The organism is Fructobacillus tropaeoli (assembly GCF_001047135.2).
In the GTDB taxonomy this organism is placed as follows: domain Bacteria; phylum Bacillota; class Bacilli; order Lactobacillales; family Lactobacillaceae; genus Fructobacillus; species Fructobacillus tropaeoli.
In genome coordinates, this window is sequence record NZ_DF968082.1 from 69,862 (window position 1) to 85,174 (window position 15,313).

General features: G+C 44.7%; 27 protein-coding genes. 1 reads left to right on the forward strand and 26 read right to left on the reverse strand.

Going from position 1 to position 15,313, the window contains the following annotated elements; genetic code table 11:
• Positions 1-12 precede the first annotated feature (12 nt).
• Positions 13-879 (reverse strand): ABC transporter permease, encoded by an 867-nt coding sequence (locus AOQ32_RS05210; RefSeq protein WP_059393914.1) that lies wholly within the window; start codon positions 877-879, stop codon positions 13-15.
• Positions 879-1,745, reverse strand: a complete 867-nt coding sequence (locus AOQ32_RS05215) for an ABC transporter ATP-binding protein (protein ID WP_059393915.1) — start codon at positions 1,743-1,745, stop codon at positions 879-881. The genes AOQ32_RS05210 and AOQ32_RS05215 overlap by 1 nt, the downstream gene beginning before the upstream one ends.
• 243 nt (positions 1,746-1,988) lie before the next feature.
• On the opposite strand from AOQ32_RS05215, the gene AOQ32_RS05220 reads away from it, so the two are divergent.
• Positions 1,989-3,212, forward strand: coding sequence for an NAD(P)/FAD-dependent oxidoreductase (locus AOQ32_RS05220; protein ID WP_059393916.1), 1,224 nt, complete (start codon positions 1,989-1,991; stop codon positions 3,210-3,212).
• A gap of 145 nt (positions 3,213-3,357) precedes the next feature.
• Here the strand turns inward: AOQ32_RS05220 and rplQ are convergent, their stop codons facing one another.
• The 24 genes from rplQ to rplB all read right to left on the reverse strand — a co-directional run bounded on the left by rplQ (position 3,358) and on the right by rplB (position 15,292).
• The gene (gene rplQ / locus AOQ32_RS05225; RefSeq protein ID WP_047975003.1) at positions 3,358-3,741 is read right to left on the reverse strand and encodes a 50S ribosomal protein L17; all 384 of its coding nucleotides are present in this window, start codon (positions 3,739-3,741) and stop codon (positions 3,358-3,360) included.
• A 36-nt stretch (positions 3,742-3,777) separates the two neighbouring features.
• Complete coding sequence (locus AOQ32_RS05230; RefSeq protein ID WP_047975004.1) at positions 3,778-4,722, reverse strand: DNA-directed RNA polymerase subunit alpha; 945 nt, start codon at positions 4,720-4,722, stop codon at positions 3,778-3,780.
• A gap of 46 nt (positions 4,723-4,768) precedes the next feature.
• Entirely contained in the window at positions 4,769-5,155 is a 387-nt protein-coding gene (rpsK, locus tag AOQ32_RS05235; RefSeq protein WP_047975005.1) for a 30S ribosomal protein S11, read from the reverse strand.
• 176 nt (positions 5,156-5,331) lie between these two features.
• Positions 5,332-5,703 carry a 30S ribosomal protein S13 gene (gene rpsM / locus AOQ32_RS05240; RefSeq protein ID WP_047975006.1) on the reverse strand — a complete coding sequence of 124 codons (372 nt, stop codon included), beginning with the start codon at positions 5,701-5,703 and terminating at the stop codon, positions 5,332-5,334.
• Positions 5,704-5,781: 78 nt separating this feature from the next.
• Positions 5,782-5,901: a 50S ribosomal protein L36 gene (gene rpmJ / locus AOQ32_RS05245; RefSeq protein ID WP_074717856.1), complete on the reverse strand. Its 120-nt coding sequence runs from the start codon at positions 5,899-5,901 to the stop codon at positions 5,782-5,784.
• Positions 5,902-5,951: 50 nt separating this feature from the next.
• Complete coding sequence (gene infA / locus AOQ32_RS05250) at positions 5,952-6,167, reverse strand: translation initiation factor IF-1 (RefSeq protein ID WP_010691205.1); 216 nt, start codon at positions 6,165-6,167, stop codon at positions 5,952-5,954.
• Positions 6,168-6,266: 99 nt separating this feature from the next.
• Positions 6,267-6,833, reverse strand: a complete 567-nt coding sequence (locus tag AOQ32_RS05255) for an adenylate kinase (RefSeq protein ID WP_059393917.1) — start codon at positions 6,831-6,833, stop codon at positions 6,267-6,269.
• Between the two features lie 23 nt (positions 6,834-6,856).
• Positions 6,857-8,155 carry a preprotein translocase subunit SecY gene (gene secY / locus AOQ32_RS05260; RefSeq protein ID WP_059393918.1) on the reverse strand — a complete coding sequence of 433 codons (1,299 nt, stop codon included), beginning with the start codon at positions 8,153-8,155 and terminating at the stop codon, positions 6,857-6,859.
• 1 nt (position 8,156) lies between these two features.
• Positions 8,157-8,591: a 50S ribosomal protein L15 gene (rplO, locus tag AOQ32_RS05265; RefSeq protein WP_059393919.1), complete on the reverse strand. Its 435-nt coding sequence runs from the start codon at positions 8,589-8,591 to the stop codon at positions 8,157-8,159.
• Between the two features lie 30 nt (positions 8,592-8,621).
• Positions 8,622-8,804 (reverse strand): 50S ribosomal protein L30, encoded by a 183-nt coding sequence (gene rpmD, locus AOQ32_RS05270; RefSeq protein WP_047975010.1) that lies wholly within the window; start codon positions 8,802-8,804, stop codon positions 8,622-8,624.
• Positions 8,805-8,815: 11 nt separating this feature from the next.
• Positions 8,816-9,322: a 30S ribosomal protein S5 gene (gene rpsE, locus AOQ32_RS05275; protein WP_059393920.1), complete on the reverse strand. Its 507-nt coding sequence runs from the start codon at positions 9,320-9,322 to the stop codon at positions 8,816-8,818.
• 20 nt (positions 9,323-9,342) lie between these two features.
• Positions 9,343-9,696 (reverse strand): 50S ribosomal protein L18, encoded by a 354-nt coding sequence (gene rplR, locus AOQ32_RS05280; RefSeq protein WP_047975012.1) that lies wholly within the window; start codon positions 9,694-9,696, stop codon positions 9,343-9,345.
• Positions 9,697-9,784: 88 nt separating this feature from the next.
• Positions 9,785-10,321 (reverse strand): 50S ribosomal protein L6, encoded by a 537-nt coding sequence (rplF, locus tag AOQ32_RS05285; protein ID WP_059393921.1) that lies wholly within the window; start codon positions 10,319-10,321, stop codon positions 9,785-9,787.
• Between the two features lie 24 nt (positions 10,322-10,345).
• Positions 10,346-10,744 carry a 30S ribosomal protein S8 gene (rpsH, locus tag AOQ32_RS05290; RefSeq protein WP_047975014.1) on the reverse strand — a complete coding sequence of 133 codons (399 nt, stop codon included), beginning with the start codon at positions 10,742-10,744 and terminating at the stop codon, positions 10,346-10,348.
• 127 nt (positions 10,745-10,871) lie between these two features.
• The gene (rplE, locus tag AOQ32_RS05295; protein ID WP_047975015.1) at positions 10,872-11,414 is read right to left on the reverse strand and encodes a 50S ribosomal protein L5; all 543 of its coding nucleotides are present in this window, start codon (positions 11,412-11,414) and stop codon (positions 10,872-10,874) included.
• A 40-nt stretch (positions 11,415-11,454) separates the two neighbouring features.
• The gene (gene rplX, locus AOQ32_RS05300) at positions 11,455-11,763 is read right to left on the reverse strand and encodes a 50S ribosomal protein L24 (RefSeq protein WP_047975016.1); all 309 of its coding nucleotides are present in this window, start codon (positions 11,761-11,763) and stop codon (positions 11,455-11,457) included.
• Positions 11,764-11,784: 21 nt separating this feature from the next.
• The gene (gene rplN, locus AOQ32_RS05305) at positions 11,785-12,153 is read right to left on the reverse strand and encodes a 50S ribosomal protein L14 (RefSeq protein WP_047975017.1); all 369 of its coding nucleotides are present in this window, start codon (positions 12,151-12,153) and stop codon (positions 11,785-11,787) included.
• A 51-nt stretch (positions 12,154-12,204) separates the two neighbouring features.
• Complete coding sequence (gene rpsQ / locus AOQ32_RS05310) at positions 12,205-12,471, reverse strand: 30S ribosomal protein S17 (protein WP_059393922.1); 267 nt, start codon at positions 12,469-12,471, stop codon at positions 12,205-12,207.
• 22 nt (positions 12,472-12,493) lie between these two features.
• The gene (gene rpmC / locus AOQ32_RS05315) at positions 12,494-12,700 is read right to left on the reverse strand and encodes a 50S ribosomal protein L29 (protein ID WP_059393923.1); all 207 of its coding nucleotides are present in this window, start codon (positions 12,698-12,700) and stop codon (positions 12,494-12,496) included.
• Positions 12,700-13,113, reverse strand: coding sequence for a 50S ribosomal protein L16 (gene rplP, locus AOQ32_RS05320; RefSeq protein ID WP_047975020.1), 414 nt, complete (start codon positions 13,111-13,113; stop codon positions 12,700-12,702). Before rplP ends, rpmC begins: the two co-directional genes overlap by 1 nt.
• Positions 13,114-13,127: 14 nt before the next feature.
• A complete protein-coding gene (rpsC, locus tag AOQ32_RS05325) occupies positions 13,128-13,796 on the reverse strand; it encodes a 30S ribosomal protein S3 (protein WP_047975021.1) in 669 nt (222 codons plus the stop codon).
• Positions 13,796-14,152, reverse strand: coding sequence for a 50S ribosomal protein L22 (gene rplV / locus AOQ32_RS05330; RefSeq protein WP_010691186.1), 357 nt, complete (start codon positions 14,150-14,152; stop codon positions 13,796-13,798). The genes rpsC and rplV overlap by 1 nt, the downstream gene beginning before the upstream one ends.
• Before the next feature lie 14 nt (positions 14,153-14,166).
• Entirely contained in the window at positions 14,167-14,442 is a 276-nt protein-coding gene (gene rpsS, locus AOQ32_RS05335; protein WP_047975022.1) for a 30S ribosomal protein S19, read from the reverse strand.
• A 16-nt stretch (positions 14,443-14,458) separates the two neighbouring features.
• The gene (rplB, locus tag AOQ32_RS05340) at positions 14,459-15,292 is read right to left on the reverse strand and encodes a 50S ribosomal protein L2 (RefSeq protein ID WP_047975023.1); all 834 of its coding nucleotides are present in this window, start codon (positions 15,290-15,292) and stop codon (positions 14,459-14,461) included.
• Positions 15,293-15,313: the final 21 nt, after the last annotated feature.

The window sequence follows — 15,313 nt, forward strand, 5'->3', positions numbered from 1 at the left end:
CTCCAACAAATTTTATTTAGTCTTCGCCCGGCTCCCACCGTCATGCAGAACCTGTGCCAATAATAAGAGACAACCGATTCCTATTAATCCTAACACAACTAGGTTGCTTTCCAGCCCCGTCAACAAGTGGCCCCATTGAGCCCGAATGCCCATTTCTTGGTCAAAGCTCTTAATGACCGTGCTCTGTCCGGCAAAAGAGGATGAAATTGTCTTGTTCATCAGTACCTGACGGAAAAGTGTCGCCACATAGAAGCTCGGGGTCAGCTTCATCAATGTCTGGGCAAAATCAGGCAAGGAGCCGATTGGAATATAACCGCCGACCAAAAAGCCACTGGCAGTCCCGACAATCGTTGCCACCTTTGACAAATTATCGACCGTTTCAATTCGGTTCAGAATCAAGGCATTCATAATCGTTGATAGAACAGCGCTTAACAGCATGACCCAAACGAGGCCCACCAAGCTTTCAACCGTCAAACTCATACCATCAACGATAATAAAGTAAACCGCCATCACTGCAAATACTGCTACCTGCATCAAGAAGCCCACAACCGCTGCACTCAAAAGATAGGCAGCACGACGGACAATTGGCTTGGTGTCCGTCAAGAAGAGGTCCGCACTGACATGGGTCTCCTTGTCCTTCACCAGCTGTGAGAGGGCTGTCAGCGTCGTTGTGACGCCCGTAATGGCCAGAGTTCCACCAATCAACCAAGTATCAAGGAGCTTATTTTTATGGGGAACACCGGTCCAATCCGAACTAATCCCCTTCTTCAGGAAAACAATGTAAAGAATAAAGGAAATCAAAGCGCCCATCAAGGACATCACCACACCACTGCGGTTACGGAAATACAATAATTGGTTTCGTTTCATTAGGGCAAACATTAGCGCACCTCCTGCCCGGTTAAGGCGATAAAGGCATCGTCCATTGTGCCTTGTAAGTATTCAAAATCAGTCACGACGTCTTTATTTTGACTCAGCAAGGCAATCACTTCGCTAGCCGTTAGTCCCTTGATCAGTAACTGGCCCTCGCCTTGGTTGCTCTCAAAGTCATATCCCTGGCTCAACAACCGTTCTGCTCCATCCTTCTGGACCTCCAAGCGCAATTGACTCGGCGCATACTGATGTTTAATTTCCTTTGAGGACCCACTGGCAATCACCTGGCCGTGATCGATGATATAAACTTGATCAGCCTGGTCCGTTTCATCCAAGTAATGCGTCGTCAAAACAATCGTGAGCTGGTCTTTTTTCTGTAAGTCCGCTAACAAGTGCCAAATTGCCCGCCTTGTCTGGATATCCAAGCCGGTCGTCGGTTCATCTAAGAAAAGAATATCCGGCTTGTTCAGCAATGCCCTGGCAATATCAACCCGTCGTTTTTGGCCACCGGATAATGTCCCATAACGTTGATCAGCAAAGGACGTTAGTCCTAAATCGTGGATTAAGATCTCTATTCGATCTGTGGGAACCCCCTTGTACTGGGCAGCCCGAATTGCCAGGTTTTCATGAACAGTTAATTCCCCGTCTAGGACACTGTTCTGAAAGACAACACCAATCTTGGTCTTTTCTGCGTAAACGACTTCTCCACCGGCTGCTTGATCCAAACCCGTCAGCATTCGCATCGTGGTCGATTTACCGGCACCGTTTGGTCCGAGCAGGGCCGTTAAGGAACCCTTTTGTATTGATAAATTTATTTGCTTAACAGCCTCAAAGCTGCCATAGCATTGACTTAAGTTAATCGCTTTTAAAATCATTTGTCTCTCCTCCAACGTCTTTATTCTAACCATATCTTAGTTTGCTGTCTCGCAATCCCCGCTAAGCGGTTTTGTTTTGGCCCCAAGCGGTTAAAAAATCAGTAGTGTTGGCTGATTTCCCATCTGTATTTTGAATATTTTTCGAATTAATTCTAATATATGCCAGTATATTCCACATTACCTGCATTTTTGTAAAAAACCTGTGTATAATAGGTCGAAATAGAGGAAAAAAGGGATCCATGAATGTCCAAAAAAACCATTGCAATCGTCGGAGCAGGATTATCTGGCGTTTACATTGCTAAGCGGTTAGCCCGCAAACTCCGCAGAACTGATCACCAAGTTCTGCTTTTTAATGATGGCAGCGACGCGATGACCTTACAAAGCGTTTTACCACAGATTGCCGTTAATACTGTTCCCATTGAAAGTGCTCGTTACGACCTCTACCAGCTTTTTAAAAACGACAAAAACGTCACCTTTATCAACCAACGAGTTGACGATATCAACTTTAACCATCACCTATTGATGACTAAGAAAAACGATTACCACTATGACTATCTGATTTTAACAACTGGTAGTATCGGTTCTGCCTTTGGTATTCCAGGTGTTGTCGAACACGCCACATTATTTAACTCATTTGATGGGGCATTGGCGGTTCGAGCTGATTTAGAGGAATTTTTGGAACAGCAAAAAACCAATCCTGAGCAAAGCTTAAATATTACAGTTGTTGGTGGTGGCCCAAGCGGGGTCGAACTAATGGCCGAACTAGCAAGCTTTAAAAATCATCACCAAATTGACCCAGAGCGCATTACATTGACCTTGGTTAATGCGAGTCAAGTTCTCTTGCCAGCCTTAACAGAGCCTGAGTTAAGTCAAAAGGCAAAAGATTTTTTGACGAGACGAGGTGTTGAAGTCTTGAATGATACGCGGGTACTGGGGATGACCAAGCATCGACTAACTCTGCTAGACGGACAGCAACTATTAACCGACAAGGTCTACTGGGCAACCGGTTTACAAGTTGAACCAATTTCTAATCGTTGGGGAATTGCCATCAACGATCATGGCCAGCTAACCGTCGATAAGCACTTCCGTGTCCTCACCGAAGAAGGTGTGCCACTATCCAATGTGTTTGCGGCTGGTAACATCGCTGCCTTTACTCAAAACAATCAGGAAGGACTACCCCAATTAGCGCTAGCGGCCGAATACGCTGGTAACATCATTATCAACAGACTGATTTACCAATTAGGTTTAGCAAAGGACCATGGTAAGAGCGCCAAGGAGCAAAAGAATCCCGGCTATTTCGTTTCCCTTGGTAAGAACTATGGCCTCTCAAACGCCTATGGTCGCAATGGTTCTGCGGGACTAGTTGCTCGCTGGGCAAAGCATGCCATTAACCTATCCTTTTTCGCTGGAATTGGTTCTGCTTACGGGTTCTTCCGTTACTTCCGCTATGGTCGTCCAAAGCGATAATCATTGGGTGACAGTCAAACTTAACAACACAAAAGGTGCAAAACTTTTCTTTCGAAATGACTTGCACCTTTTTTAGTTTAAAAACGAAGTTGATAAAAAAAGCTCGAAACCAATTAAGGTTTCGAGCTTTTTGCTTATCGAGCAATTAGTCAACTAACTCCAAGATAACCATTTGTGCAGCGTCGCCACGACGTTGAACAGTCTTTAAGATGCGAGTGTAACCACCATTACGTTCTGCAAAACGTGGTGCCACTTCTTCAAACAACTTTTGCAAAGCAGTTTGTACGCGAATGTTGTCGCCATCTTCCTTGACATCAGCAACTTCGTTACGCACGAACTTAGCGGCCTTACGACGGGCTGCCAAATCAGCGTGCTTACCAAGCGTGATCATCTTGTCAGCTGTCTTGCGAACTTCCTTGGCGCGGGCTTCAGTAGTTTGAATCCGACCATTGATCAACAAGTCAGTAGTCAAGTCACGCAACATTGCCTTACGTTGTGATGAAGTACGGCCTAGCTTACGGTATGACATCGGTTAATCCTCCTTTTTCTAAACTTTTGATGAATATTAATCTTCTTGACGGAAGCCTAAGCCCATTTCGGTCAACTTCTCTTGAATTTCGTCTAATGACTTACGTCCTAAGTTACGGACCTTCATCATGTCGGCTTCTGAGCGATCAGTCAACTCTTCAATCGTGTTGATTCCTGCTCGCTTCAAGCAGTTGTATGAACGAACGGACAAGTCCAAATCTTCGATTGGAGCGGCATCAGCTGCAGTACTTGTAGCCTTTTCCGTTTCAACCATGACTTTAGTCTCTTGGGCAACAGGGGAAATATCCGTGAACAAGTTCAAGTGTTCTGTTAGAATCTTTGAACCAAGACTCAAAGCATCGCTTGGCTTGATTGAACCGTTAGTCCAAACTTCCATGGTCAGCTTATCGTAATCGTCGCGAGAACCAACACGCTTGTTTTCAACGTGGTAGTTAACTCGTTCGATTGGTGTATAAATCGAATCAACCGTTAAAACACCGATTGGCATTTCATCACGTAATTGCTTGTTTTCTTCAGCTGAAGAATAACCCCGACCCTTTACAGCCGTAACGGTCATGTGTAATGACTTTCCAGCTGCCAAAGTTGCAATATGCAAATCTGGGTTCAAGACTTCAATGTCAGCTGATCCTGTCAAATCAGCTGCAGTAACGTCCTTTGGTCCTTGAACATCAATTTCCAAAGCGTGCTCTTCAGCTGAGTCCGTAGCGAAAACAACTTTTTTCAAGTTCAAAATCAACTGGGTCACGTCTTCTACGACACCATCAACGGTTGAGAATTCGTGGACCACACCGTCGATTTGGACTGTGTTGACCGCTACGCCAGGAAGCGATGATAGCAAGACACGACGAAGGGAGTTACCCAAAGTCGTACCATAGCCACGCTCCAGAGGTTCCACGATGAACTTACCGTAGTTGGCATCCTCTTCGATGTTATGAATATCTGGCTTTTCAAATTCAATCATCTGTTAACTCTAACCCCCTCTTTCAAAGCAAGCGCAATGAAATTAATTAAACACGACGACGCTTTGGTGGGCGTGATCCGTTATGGGGAACTGGGGTAACATCCTTGATTGACGTTACTTCAAGACCAGCTGCGGCCAATGCACGAATTGCTGATTCACGACCGGAACCAGGGCCCTTAACCGTAACAGCAACAGTGCGCATGTTAACTTCCAATGCGGACTTAGCAGCTGCTTCCGCTGCTTGTTGAGCAGCGAATGGTGTTGACTTACGTGATCCCTTGAATCCAAGGGCACCAGCTGATGACCAGGCAACAGCGTTACCTTGGGCATCGGTAATCATGACGATAGTGTTATTGAAAGTTGCGTGGATATGTGCCACACCAGATTCAATGTTCTTTTTCACACGACGCTTGCGTGTAGTACGAACTGCCATAATTTTTGCCTCCTTTTCAAATTCTTTATAATTTCTCGGGTTAGTGATGACTAACCAACATTACACAACTGTGGTTGTGATAATCATTTCTCACAAAAGTGAGGCTCTTTTAGAAAAGGACAGCAGTCTTGCGACAATATGCCATTTTCTTGTTAAAGAGATTGGTAAAAAGTGTTTTACTTCTTCTTACCAGCAATTGCCGTAGCTGGGCCTTTGCGAGTACGGGCGTTGTTCTTCGTGTGTTGTCCACGAACGGGCAATCCCTTACGGTGACGAATACCACGGTATGAGGCGATTTCTTGCAATCCCTTGATATCAAGTGATACCTTACGACGCAAGTCACCTTCCAACTGCAAGTTCAAAGCAGCGATAGCTTCACGGATTTGATCTTCTTGATCAACCGTCAAGTCGCGAACTCGAACGTCTTCAGAAACCTTAGCAGTAGCCAAGATCTTTTGGGCAGTTGTATTACCGATTCCGTAGATGTATGTTAAACCAATGACAATTCGCTTGTCACGTGGCAAATCGATACCTTCAATACGAGCCATAACAATTTACCTCCTTTTAATATTTTGAAAGAACTTCTAAGTTCATTTTCAAGCGTTTTTTATCTTTGTAAGTAAAAATTACTTACCTGCGCGTTGCTTGTGCTTAGGGTTAGCTGGGCAAATAATCATTGTCCGGCCGTTACGCTTAATCACACGGCAAGATTCGCACATTTTTTTAACTGATGGACGTACCTTCATAATCTATTCCTCCTATTCGGTTAACTGATTATAGACCGCCCCGCTGATTTTTAGCGGAAACGGTAAGTAATACGACCCTTTGTCAAGTCGTATGGTGACATTTCAACCGTGACACGGTCACCTGGCAAGATCCGAATATAATTCTTACGAATCTTCCCGGAAACGTGTGCTAAGATGACCGCACCATTTTCAAGTTCGACTTGAAACATTGCATTTGGCATCGTTTCTTTCACTTTGCCTTCAATTTCAATGACATCGTTGGCCACGCAGATTACCTCCTATGTAACCATCATTCAACATAATCGATAAGGCGGTCAACCTTATTGATTATACCAGGGTTCCCCTGAATTATCAAGAAAAGCCCTTTAGTCCAAGGCATCCAAGACCGATTTTACATCAGCGTAAATTCGATCTAATTCACCATTACCATCGATGGTGTGCAAAACACCATGATTTTCATAGTAATCAACCAAAGGCAAGTTGGCCTTCTTGTTGACTTCCAAACGGTGTGCGATGACATCCTTTGTGTCATCGGCCCGTCCCCGGTTCATTAACCGGTCAACCAAAACTTGGTCAGGAACTTCAAAATACAAGGTAGCCGAAACCTTGTCGTTCTTTTCGGCTAAGAATTGGTCCAAGAACTTGGCCTGTTCTTCATTACGTGGGTAGCCGTCAAGCATAAAGCCATTTTCAACTACGTCAGGTTGTGATAATCGATCAGCGACCATCGCATTCGTAATTTCATCAGGAACTAAGTTTCCAGCATCCATGAAGGCTTTTGCTTTTTGTCCAAGCTCAGTTTCTTCTTTCATGTTGGCCCGGAAGATATCACCAGTACTAATGTGAACCATTGGGTAGTCAGCAATAATCTTCTCAGCTTGGGTTCCCTTACCTGCACCAGGTAGACCCAATAAAATTAGGTTTTTCGTCATGATTGAACTCCTTTTAAACCAGCTTAACGGATGAAGCCTACGTAGTTCTTCTTTTGCAAGAGACCATCAATTTGACGAATCAAATCAAGGGTAACCCCGATGGCAATCAGCAAAGAAGTTCCACCCAAGCCAATCTTTTCATTAAGTCCCCATACATCAGATGCAATCAATGGTACCAAGGCAACAAAGCCAAGGTACAAAGCCCCAACAAACGACAAGCGTAAGAGCAACTTTGTGACGAACTTTTGCGTTTCGACACCAGGACGGACATCAACAATGTAAGCCCCCTGCTTTTGCAAGTTTTCGGCCAACTTTTCAGGGTTAACCTGTACAAAGGCGTAGAAGTAAGTAAAGAGAATAATCAGAACGGTGTAGAAAATCGCTCCGGTTGTTGTTTGCATGGAGAAAATCTGTTGTAAGATTTTAAACCAACCAACATTACTATACTTACTCTGGAAGGCGAAGAGGATTGTCTGTGGTGTTGAAATCAATGACGAAGCAAAGATCACAGGAATCACCCCAGAAACATTTAACTTCAAAGGTAGGTAAGCTTCCGCCCCATAGGAAGAAGCTGACCGTGTATATTGGATTTGCAAACGACGACTTGCTTCATAGAACCAAGTCGTAATTCCGACAACCAAAATGATTGCCGTCAGCAAAACCGCCATGAAAATCCAGCCGGTAACCTTGTCGTTGCCACTAGATTGCAGAACATTTTCCTTGAAAATTTCCCACAAACCAGAAGGCATTTGAGAAATAATTCCAGAGAAGATAATCATGGAAACACCGTTTCCAAGACCCTTTTCGGTAATCATTTCTCCCAACCACATGGCAAAGAAAGTTCCAATTGTCATGACCGACCCAATCAGTAGGAAGGAGGTCACGTTATTGGTCTGCTTCACCAAACCATAGGCGGCTAAGGAGTTGAATCCAGCGGTAATTCCCACTGATTGCAAAAAGGCAAAGATAATGGTCAAGTACCGGGTAGCTTGATTCAGCTTCCGGCGACCAACTTCGCCTTGTTTACTCCATTCAACAAAACGTGGCACGATATCTAACTGCAGCAACTGCACAACAATCTGTGCAGTAACATAAGGCGAGACCCCCATCGCAAAGAGCGAGAAGTTCAGTAAGCCTCCACCCGAGAAAATATTTAAAATATTCAGCAAGCCTGAGCCAGAAACTGAATTCAAGGCAGCAGGATTAACACCTGGAACAGTGATATGAGTCCCAATGCGGTAAACAAAGAGAATCAAAATCGTCCAAAGCATCTTCTTACGAATATCTTTTTGTCGGATTGCATTAAATAGCGTGCGCCACATTTTAGATCACCTCGGTTGTACCACCAGCTTGTTCGATGGCCTTAACTGCAGCAGCAGAGAACTTGTGGGCCTTAATCGTCAACTTCTTTTCCAATTGACCATTACCCAAGACCTTGATTACGTCTTTTTGGTTCTTTACTACACCGTTTTCAATCAACAAAGCAGGTGTTACTTCAGTGCCGTTATCGAAGTTGTTCAACTTGTCCAAGTTAACAACTGCGAATTCCTTGCGTGAGATGTTTGTAAATCCACGCTTTGGAATACGACGGTACAAAGGCATTTGTCCACCTTCGAACCCAAGACGTGTCTTACCACGGGCCTTTTGTCCCTTTTGGCCTCGACCAGCAGTCTTACCGTTTCCAGATGAAGTACCACGACCAACACGGTTACGTGTCTGGCGTGAACCCAAAGCAGGTTGCAATTCGTTCAAATTCATCGTTTGGTCCCTCCTTTTTCTAAAATTTTTTTATTTTACTTCTTCAACAGCAACCAAGTGAGCAATATGGAAAATTGCGCCACGAGTAGCTGCGTTATCAGGCTTCACCACTGAGCTTGACACACGGTTAAGTCCAAGTGACTTAACAATGGCACGTTGCTTAGGCAAGCGATGAGCCGCACTCTTAATCAAAGTGATTTTCAAATCAGCCATGTTATCGCTCCTTATTCAGCCAAGTGTTCCAATGAAACACCACGTAACTTTGCCACTTTTTCAGCATCCTTCAAGTTGTTCAATGCATCAAAAGTTGCACGAACAACGTTGACAGGAGTTGATGAACCCAATGACTTAGCAGTCACATCGTTGATACCAGCCAATTCCATTACGGAACGAGTAGCACCACCGGCGGCAACCCCAGCACCTTCCTTAGCAGGCTTAACCAGGATCTTACCACCAGCCCATTCACCAAGAACTTCGTGAGGAATAGTAGTACCAACTGTTGGTACAGTGATCAAGTTACGCTTTGCGTCTTCAACGGCCTTACGGATAGCTTCTGGCACTTCTTGTGCCTTACCAGTTCCAAAACCAACGTGACCTTGCTTGTCACCAACGACAACCAAAGCACCGAAGCGCAAACGACGTCCACCCTTAACAACCTTGGTAACACGGTTAATTGCAACAACGTTTTCTTCTAATTCGCCTAATTCCTTAGGGTTTACGAATTCAACCATTTGTATTATTCCTCCTTTCCTTAGAACTTCAAACCGTTTTCACGAGCAGCGTCGGCCAAAGCCTTCACACGTCCGTGATAAACATAACCACCACGATCGAAGACAACTTCTTCGATGTTAGCAGCCTTAGCATTCTTAGCGATCATCTCGCCAACCTTAACGGCTTGTTCAACCTTTGTACCGGTAACATCGGCACTTTGTGATGAGGCACTTGCTAGCGTTACACCCGCTACGTCATCAATTAATTGAGCGTAGATGTTGACATTAGAACGGAAAACGTTCAAACGTGGGCGAGCAGCAGTACCAGAGATCTTGCCGCGGACACGCTTGTGGCGTTGTACGCGAAGCTTATTCTTATCTGGTTTCGTAATCATAGCTGTGCTTTCCTTTTCTTTAAGTGGCTAAACCACTTTCAAATAATCTTTGTTTATTAAATGTAAAACGGGTTAAGAAGCTAAAAGCTTACTTACCAGTCTTACCTTCCTTACGACGGACAACTTCGCCTTCGTAACGAATTCCCTTACCCTTATATGGTTCGGGTGGGCGAATTGCGCGAACTTCCGCAGCAAAATCACCAACTGCTTGCTTTGAAATTCCAGAAATCTTGATAGTCAAGGCATCAGGAACTTCAACAGTCAAACCTTCGCGGTCTTCAAAGTCAACGGGGTGTGAATACCCAACTGACAAAGTCAACTTTGAACCAGACTTTGCGGCACGGTAACCAACACCGACCATCTTCAAAGTCTTTGAGAAGCCGTTAGTAACGCCTTCAACCATGTTTGAGAAGTTTGCAGTAGTCGTACCGTGCAATGCACGGTGCTTCTTATCTTCCGCTGCACGAGTAAATGATACTTCAGTACCATCCATGTGCATCGTGATTCCAGGGTTGATTGTGTAGTTCAATTCACCCTTAGGTCCCTTAACAGTCACAAATTGACCATCTTGCTTAACTTCAACGCCAGCAGGGATCGTAACGATTTTGTTTCCAATACGGCTCATGGTAAGTCTCCTTTCTTAGATATATTACCAAACGTAAGCCAGCACTTCGCCACCGACCTGCTTAGCACGTGCTACCTTATCAGTTACAACACCGTTTGATGTTGAAACAATGGCGATACCAAGACCATTCAAGACCTTTGGCATTTCTTCGGCCTTAGCATACTTACGCAAACCAGGCTTTGAAACACGCTTAATACCAGTGATGACACGCTCTTGATCTTCTCCGTACTTCAAAAATACACGGATAACACCTTGCTTGTTGTCTTCCAAGTATTCTACATCACGGATGAAACCTTCTTGCTTCAAGATCTCGGCAATGCTCTTCTTCATTTTTGATGCTGGAATTTCAACGGAAGCGTGACGCGCCATGTTGGCGTTACGGATTCGAGTCAAAAAATCAGCGATTGGATCAGTCATAGACATCTATCGATATCCTCCTTTTATATTTTGAACGTCATCAAGAATTTGACACGCTCTTAAGTGTTCAAGACACTTGTCACAAACACTTAAAAACGCGCCACCCAAATGAGTGACCGCATTTTTAAATTACTTACTTAGCAAAAGGCATGCCCAAGCCAGAAAGCAATTCGAAACCTTCTTCGTCGTTTGCAGCAGTCGTTACAATAACGATGTCCAAACCACGAACGCGGTTAACCTTGTCAAAGTCGATTTCAGGGAAAATCAACTGTTCACGGATTCCCAAAGTGTAGTTTCCGCGACCATCAAAGGCCTTAGAAGAAACACCGTGGAAGTCACGAACTCGAGGCAAAGAGATGTTAATCAACTTGTCCAAGAATTCAAACATACGTTCTCCACGCAAAGTAACCTTTGTACCGATAGCCATTCCTTCACGAAGACGGAATCCGGCGATTGACTTCTTTGCACGAGTGATAACTGGTTGTTGTCCAGCAATCAACTTCAATTCTTCAACCGCTTCATCGAGGTTCTTTGAGTTTGAAACCGCATCACCAACACCCATGTTCAAAACGATCTTTTCGATCTTTGGGGCTTGCATTGGTGAAGTAAAGTTAAACTTCTTGATCAAAGCAGGTTGAACTTCATTAACATATTTTACTTTTAATTCATTTGCCATGATAATGATTTCTACCTTTCAAAATAGATTATAGCTTTTTTTAGCCTAGCACATTGCCAGACTTCTTAGCAAAACGTACTTTCTTGCCATCTTCAAACTTGAAGCCAACCTTGGTTGGTTCGTTAGTTGATGGGTCAATCAATTGTACGTTTGATGCATGGATAGGTGCTTCGATATCGATAACACCACCCTGTGGGTATTCGTTAGAAGGCTTTTGATGCTTCTTAACGAGGTTTACGCCTTCGACAACGACACGGTTCTTGGCAGCAACAGTCTTAGTGATTGTTCCTTCCTTACCCTTGTCCTTACCAGCGATGACGCGAACCTTATCACCTGTTTTTACAAACATGATTGGCTCCTCCTAGTAGTATTAAAGCACTTCTGGTGCCAATGAAACGATTCGCGTAAAGTTGTTGTCACGCAATTCACGTGCGACAGGGCCAAAAATACGCGTTCCAACTGGTGACTTGTCATCCTTAACGATAACAGCAGCGTTTTCATCGAAGTTGATGTATGAACCGTCAGTCCGACGTACGTCAGATACAGTTCGTACGATGACAGCCTTAACGACGTCACCCTTCTTAACGTTACCACCAGGGATAGCTTGCTTGACAGTAGCAACAATCATGTCACCAATACCAGCAACCTTACGGCCAGAACCACCGAGCACTTTAATCGTCAAGATTTCACGTGCGCCAGAGTTATCAGCCACTTTCAAACGACTCTCTTGTTGAATCATGGTTCATCCTCCTTGTTAGCAATAGTTTACGACGATTGGATTAAAGTCCGATTAGAGGATAACTGCCTCTTCAACAACCTTTACCAAACGGAAGTGCTTCGTTGCAGACAAAGGACGAGTTTCCATGATTTCAACGATATCGTTCATCTTAGCGATGTTCTTTTCATCATGGGCCTTGAACTTCTTAGTATAGCGAACTCGCTTACCATAAACTGGGTGGTTGACATAAGTATCAACGGCAACAGTGATAGTCTTGTCCATCTTGTCAGATACGACACGACCACGGTAAGTCTTACGAGCGTTACGTTCTTCACTCATTTTTCAGCTTCTTCCTTTCGTCTTATTTGTTGGCTTCTGCCAATTGTTGTGCACGAATGATAGTCTTCACACGTGCGATGTCCTTACGAACTTTTGAAATACGGGCCGTGTTTTCCAATTGACCAGTAGCCAATTGAAAACGAAGGTTGAACAATTCTTCCTTGAATTCGGCTTCGCGCTTTTGCAAATCCGCAAGTGACAAAGCTTTTAATTCATTTGCTTTCGTCATTATTCAGCCTCCCGAGCAATAATCTTTGTACGTACAGGCAACTTGTGTTGTGCAAGACGCAATGCTTCTAAGGCAACAGGCTTAGCCACGCCACCAACTTCAAACATTACCTTACCACGCTTAACTGGGGCAACCCATCCTTCGGGAGCACCCTTACCGTTACCCATTCGAACACCAACACCCTTAGATGTATATGACTTGTGAGGGAAGATCTTAATCCAAACCTTACCACCACGCTTCATATAACGGGTCATTGCAATACGGGCAGCTTCGATTTGACGGTTGGTAATCCAGCTTGAAGTTGTTGCTTGCAAGCCATAATCACCAAAAGCCACCGTCTTTCCACCCTTAGCTTCGCCACGCATGTGACCACGGTGTACACGACGGAATTTAACACGCTTTGGTACTAACATGTCTGCTTCCCTCCTTACTTGTTCTTCTTCTTTGGCAACACATCACCACGGTAGATCCAAGTCTTGATACCCAAGTTTCCGTAAGCAGTAGCTGCTTCGTCCCATGAGTAGTCAATGTCTGCACGAAGTGTGTGGAGTGGAACAGTTCCTTCAGTATACTGTTCGATACGTGACATATCTGCCCCGTTCAAACGACCTGAAACAACAATCTTGATTCCCTTAGCACCGGCACGGCGGGCACGTTGGATAGCACCACGCATTGCACGACGGAAAGCGATACGACGTTCCAAATCACCTGCAACTTGCAAGCCCACCAAGTGAGCTGACAAATCAGGCTTCTTAATTTCAACGATGTTGATGAAGACGCGCTTGTGACGTCCACGTTCGTCAACATTCGTCAACTTAGCTAATTGAGTCCGCAACTTTTCAACTTCGGAACCACCCTTACCAATAACCATTCCTGGCTTGGCAGTGTGCAAAGTCAAATCGATACGTGACTTAGTTGAGCGTTCGATTTCTACGCGATCAACTGAAGCGTCCGTCAAGTTCTCTTCGATGTACTTACGAATACGCAAGTCTTCAAGAAGTTGGTTAGAAAAGTCTGCTTTGTCAGCAAACCACTTCGCATCCCAGTCACGGATGACACCGACACGGAAGCCAGTTGGGTTAATCTTTTGACCCATTACTTTTCCTCCTTCTCAGCAACCACAATTGTGATGTGGCTTGTGCGCTTGTTAATTGCAGAAGCAGAACCCTTGGCACGAGGACGGAAACGCTTAAGCGTTGGTCCTTCGTTGGCAAATGCTTCCTTAACGATCAAATCTTCACGGTCAAGTGAAAAGTTGTTTTCAGCGTTAGCAACTGCTGAGTTCAAAACCTTATAAATATCTTCAGTAGAAGTATTAGGCAGGAACTTCAAAATTGCGAATGCTTCGTTGACATTTTTCCGACGAATCGTGTCAAGAACTAAGCGCGCCTTACGAGGGGCAACGCGAACGATCTTGGCGGTCGCCCGAGCTGATGTTACTTGTTCAGCCATTTTTCATTTCCTCCTTACTTAGTCTTCTTATCGTCGTTCTTGTGACCCTTGAACGTACGAGTTGGCACAAATTCACCTAACTTGTGACCAACCATGTCGTCTTGGACATAAACTGGAACGTGCTTGCGGCCATCATAGACTGCAATTGTAAATCCGATAAAACTTGGGAAAATTGTTGAGCGACGTGACCATGTCTTGATCACCGACTTCTTTTCTTGGTCCGCTTGGGCCTCAATCTTCTTAAGCAAGTGTGGGTCCGCAAATGGTCCCTTTTTCAAACTACGAGCCATTAGTTATCTCCTTCCCTTACTTACTCTTCCGACCGCGAACGATGAACTTTGTTGAGTTCTTCTTCTTATCGCGAGTCTTCTTACCAGCAGTCTTCTTACCCCATGGAGAAAGTGGACTTGGACGACCAACAGGGGCCTTTCCTTCACCACCACCGTGTGGGTGATCGTTAGGGTTCATTACAGAACCACGAACGTGAGGACGCTTTCCACGCCAACGGTTACGTCCGGCCTTACCCCAGTTGATCAATGAATGTTCTGAGTTACCAACTTCACCGATAGTGGCGCGATTAGTGCTCAAAACCAAACGTACTTCACCTGAAGTCAAACGAACGATAGTGTACTTACCATCACGTCCCAAGATTTGAGCAGAAGCTCCAGCGGAACGTGCCAATTGGCCACCCTTACCGTTCTTCAATTCGATGTTGTGAATCAAAGTACCTTCAGGAATAGCACTCAATGGCAAGGCATTACCGACCTTAATGTCGGCATCAGGACCAGATTGAACCTTATCGCCAACCTTAAGTCCCTTAGGCGCCAAGATGTAGGCCTTGATACCGTCTTCATAAACGAGCAAGGCGATGTTAGCCGTACGGTTTGGATCGTATTCGATTGCCTTAACCGTTGCGAACTTGTCGTCCTTTGTACGCTTAAAGTCAATAATACGGTAGGCTTGCTTGTGTCCACCAGCCTTGTGGCGAACTGTCATGCGACCTTGTGCGTTACGCGCACCGGTCTTTGACTTCTTTGCCAACAAACTCTTTTCGGGCGTTGACTTCGTGATTTCTGCAAAATCAGAAGTCGTCATGTTACGACGTCCGTTAGAGGTTGGCTTGTATTTCTTGATAGCCAATGTCTTATCCTCCTATTAAAA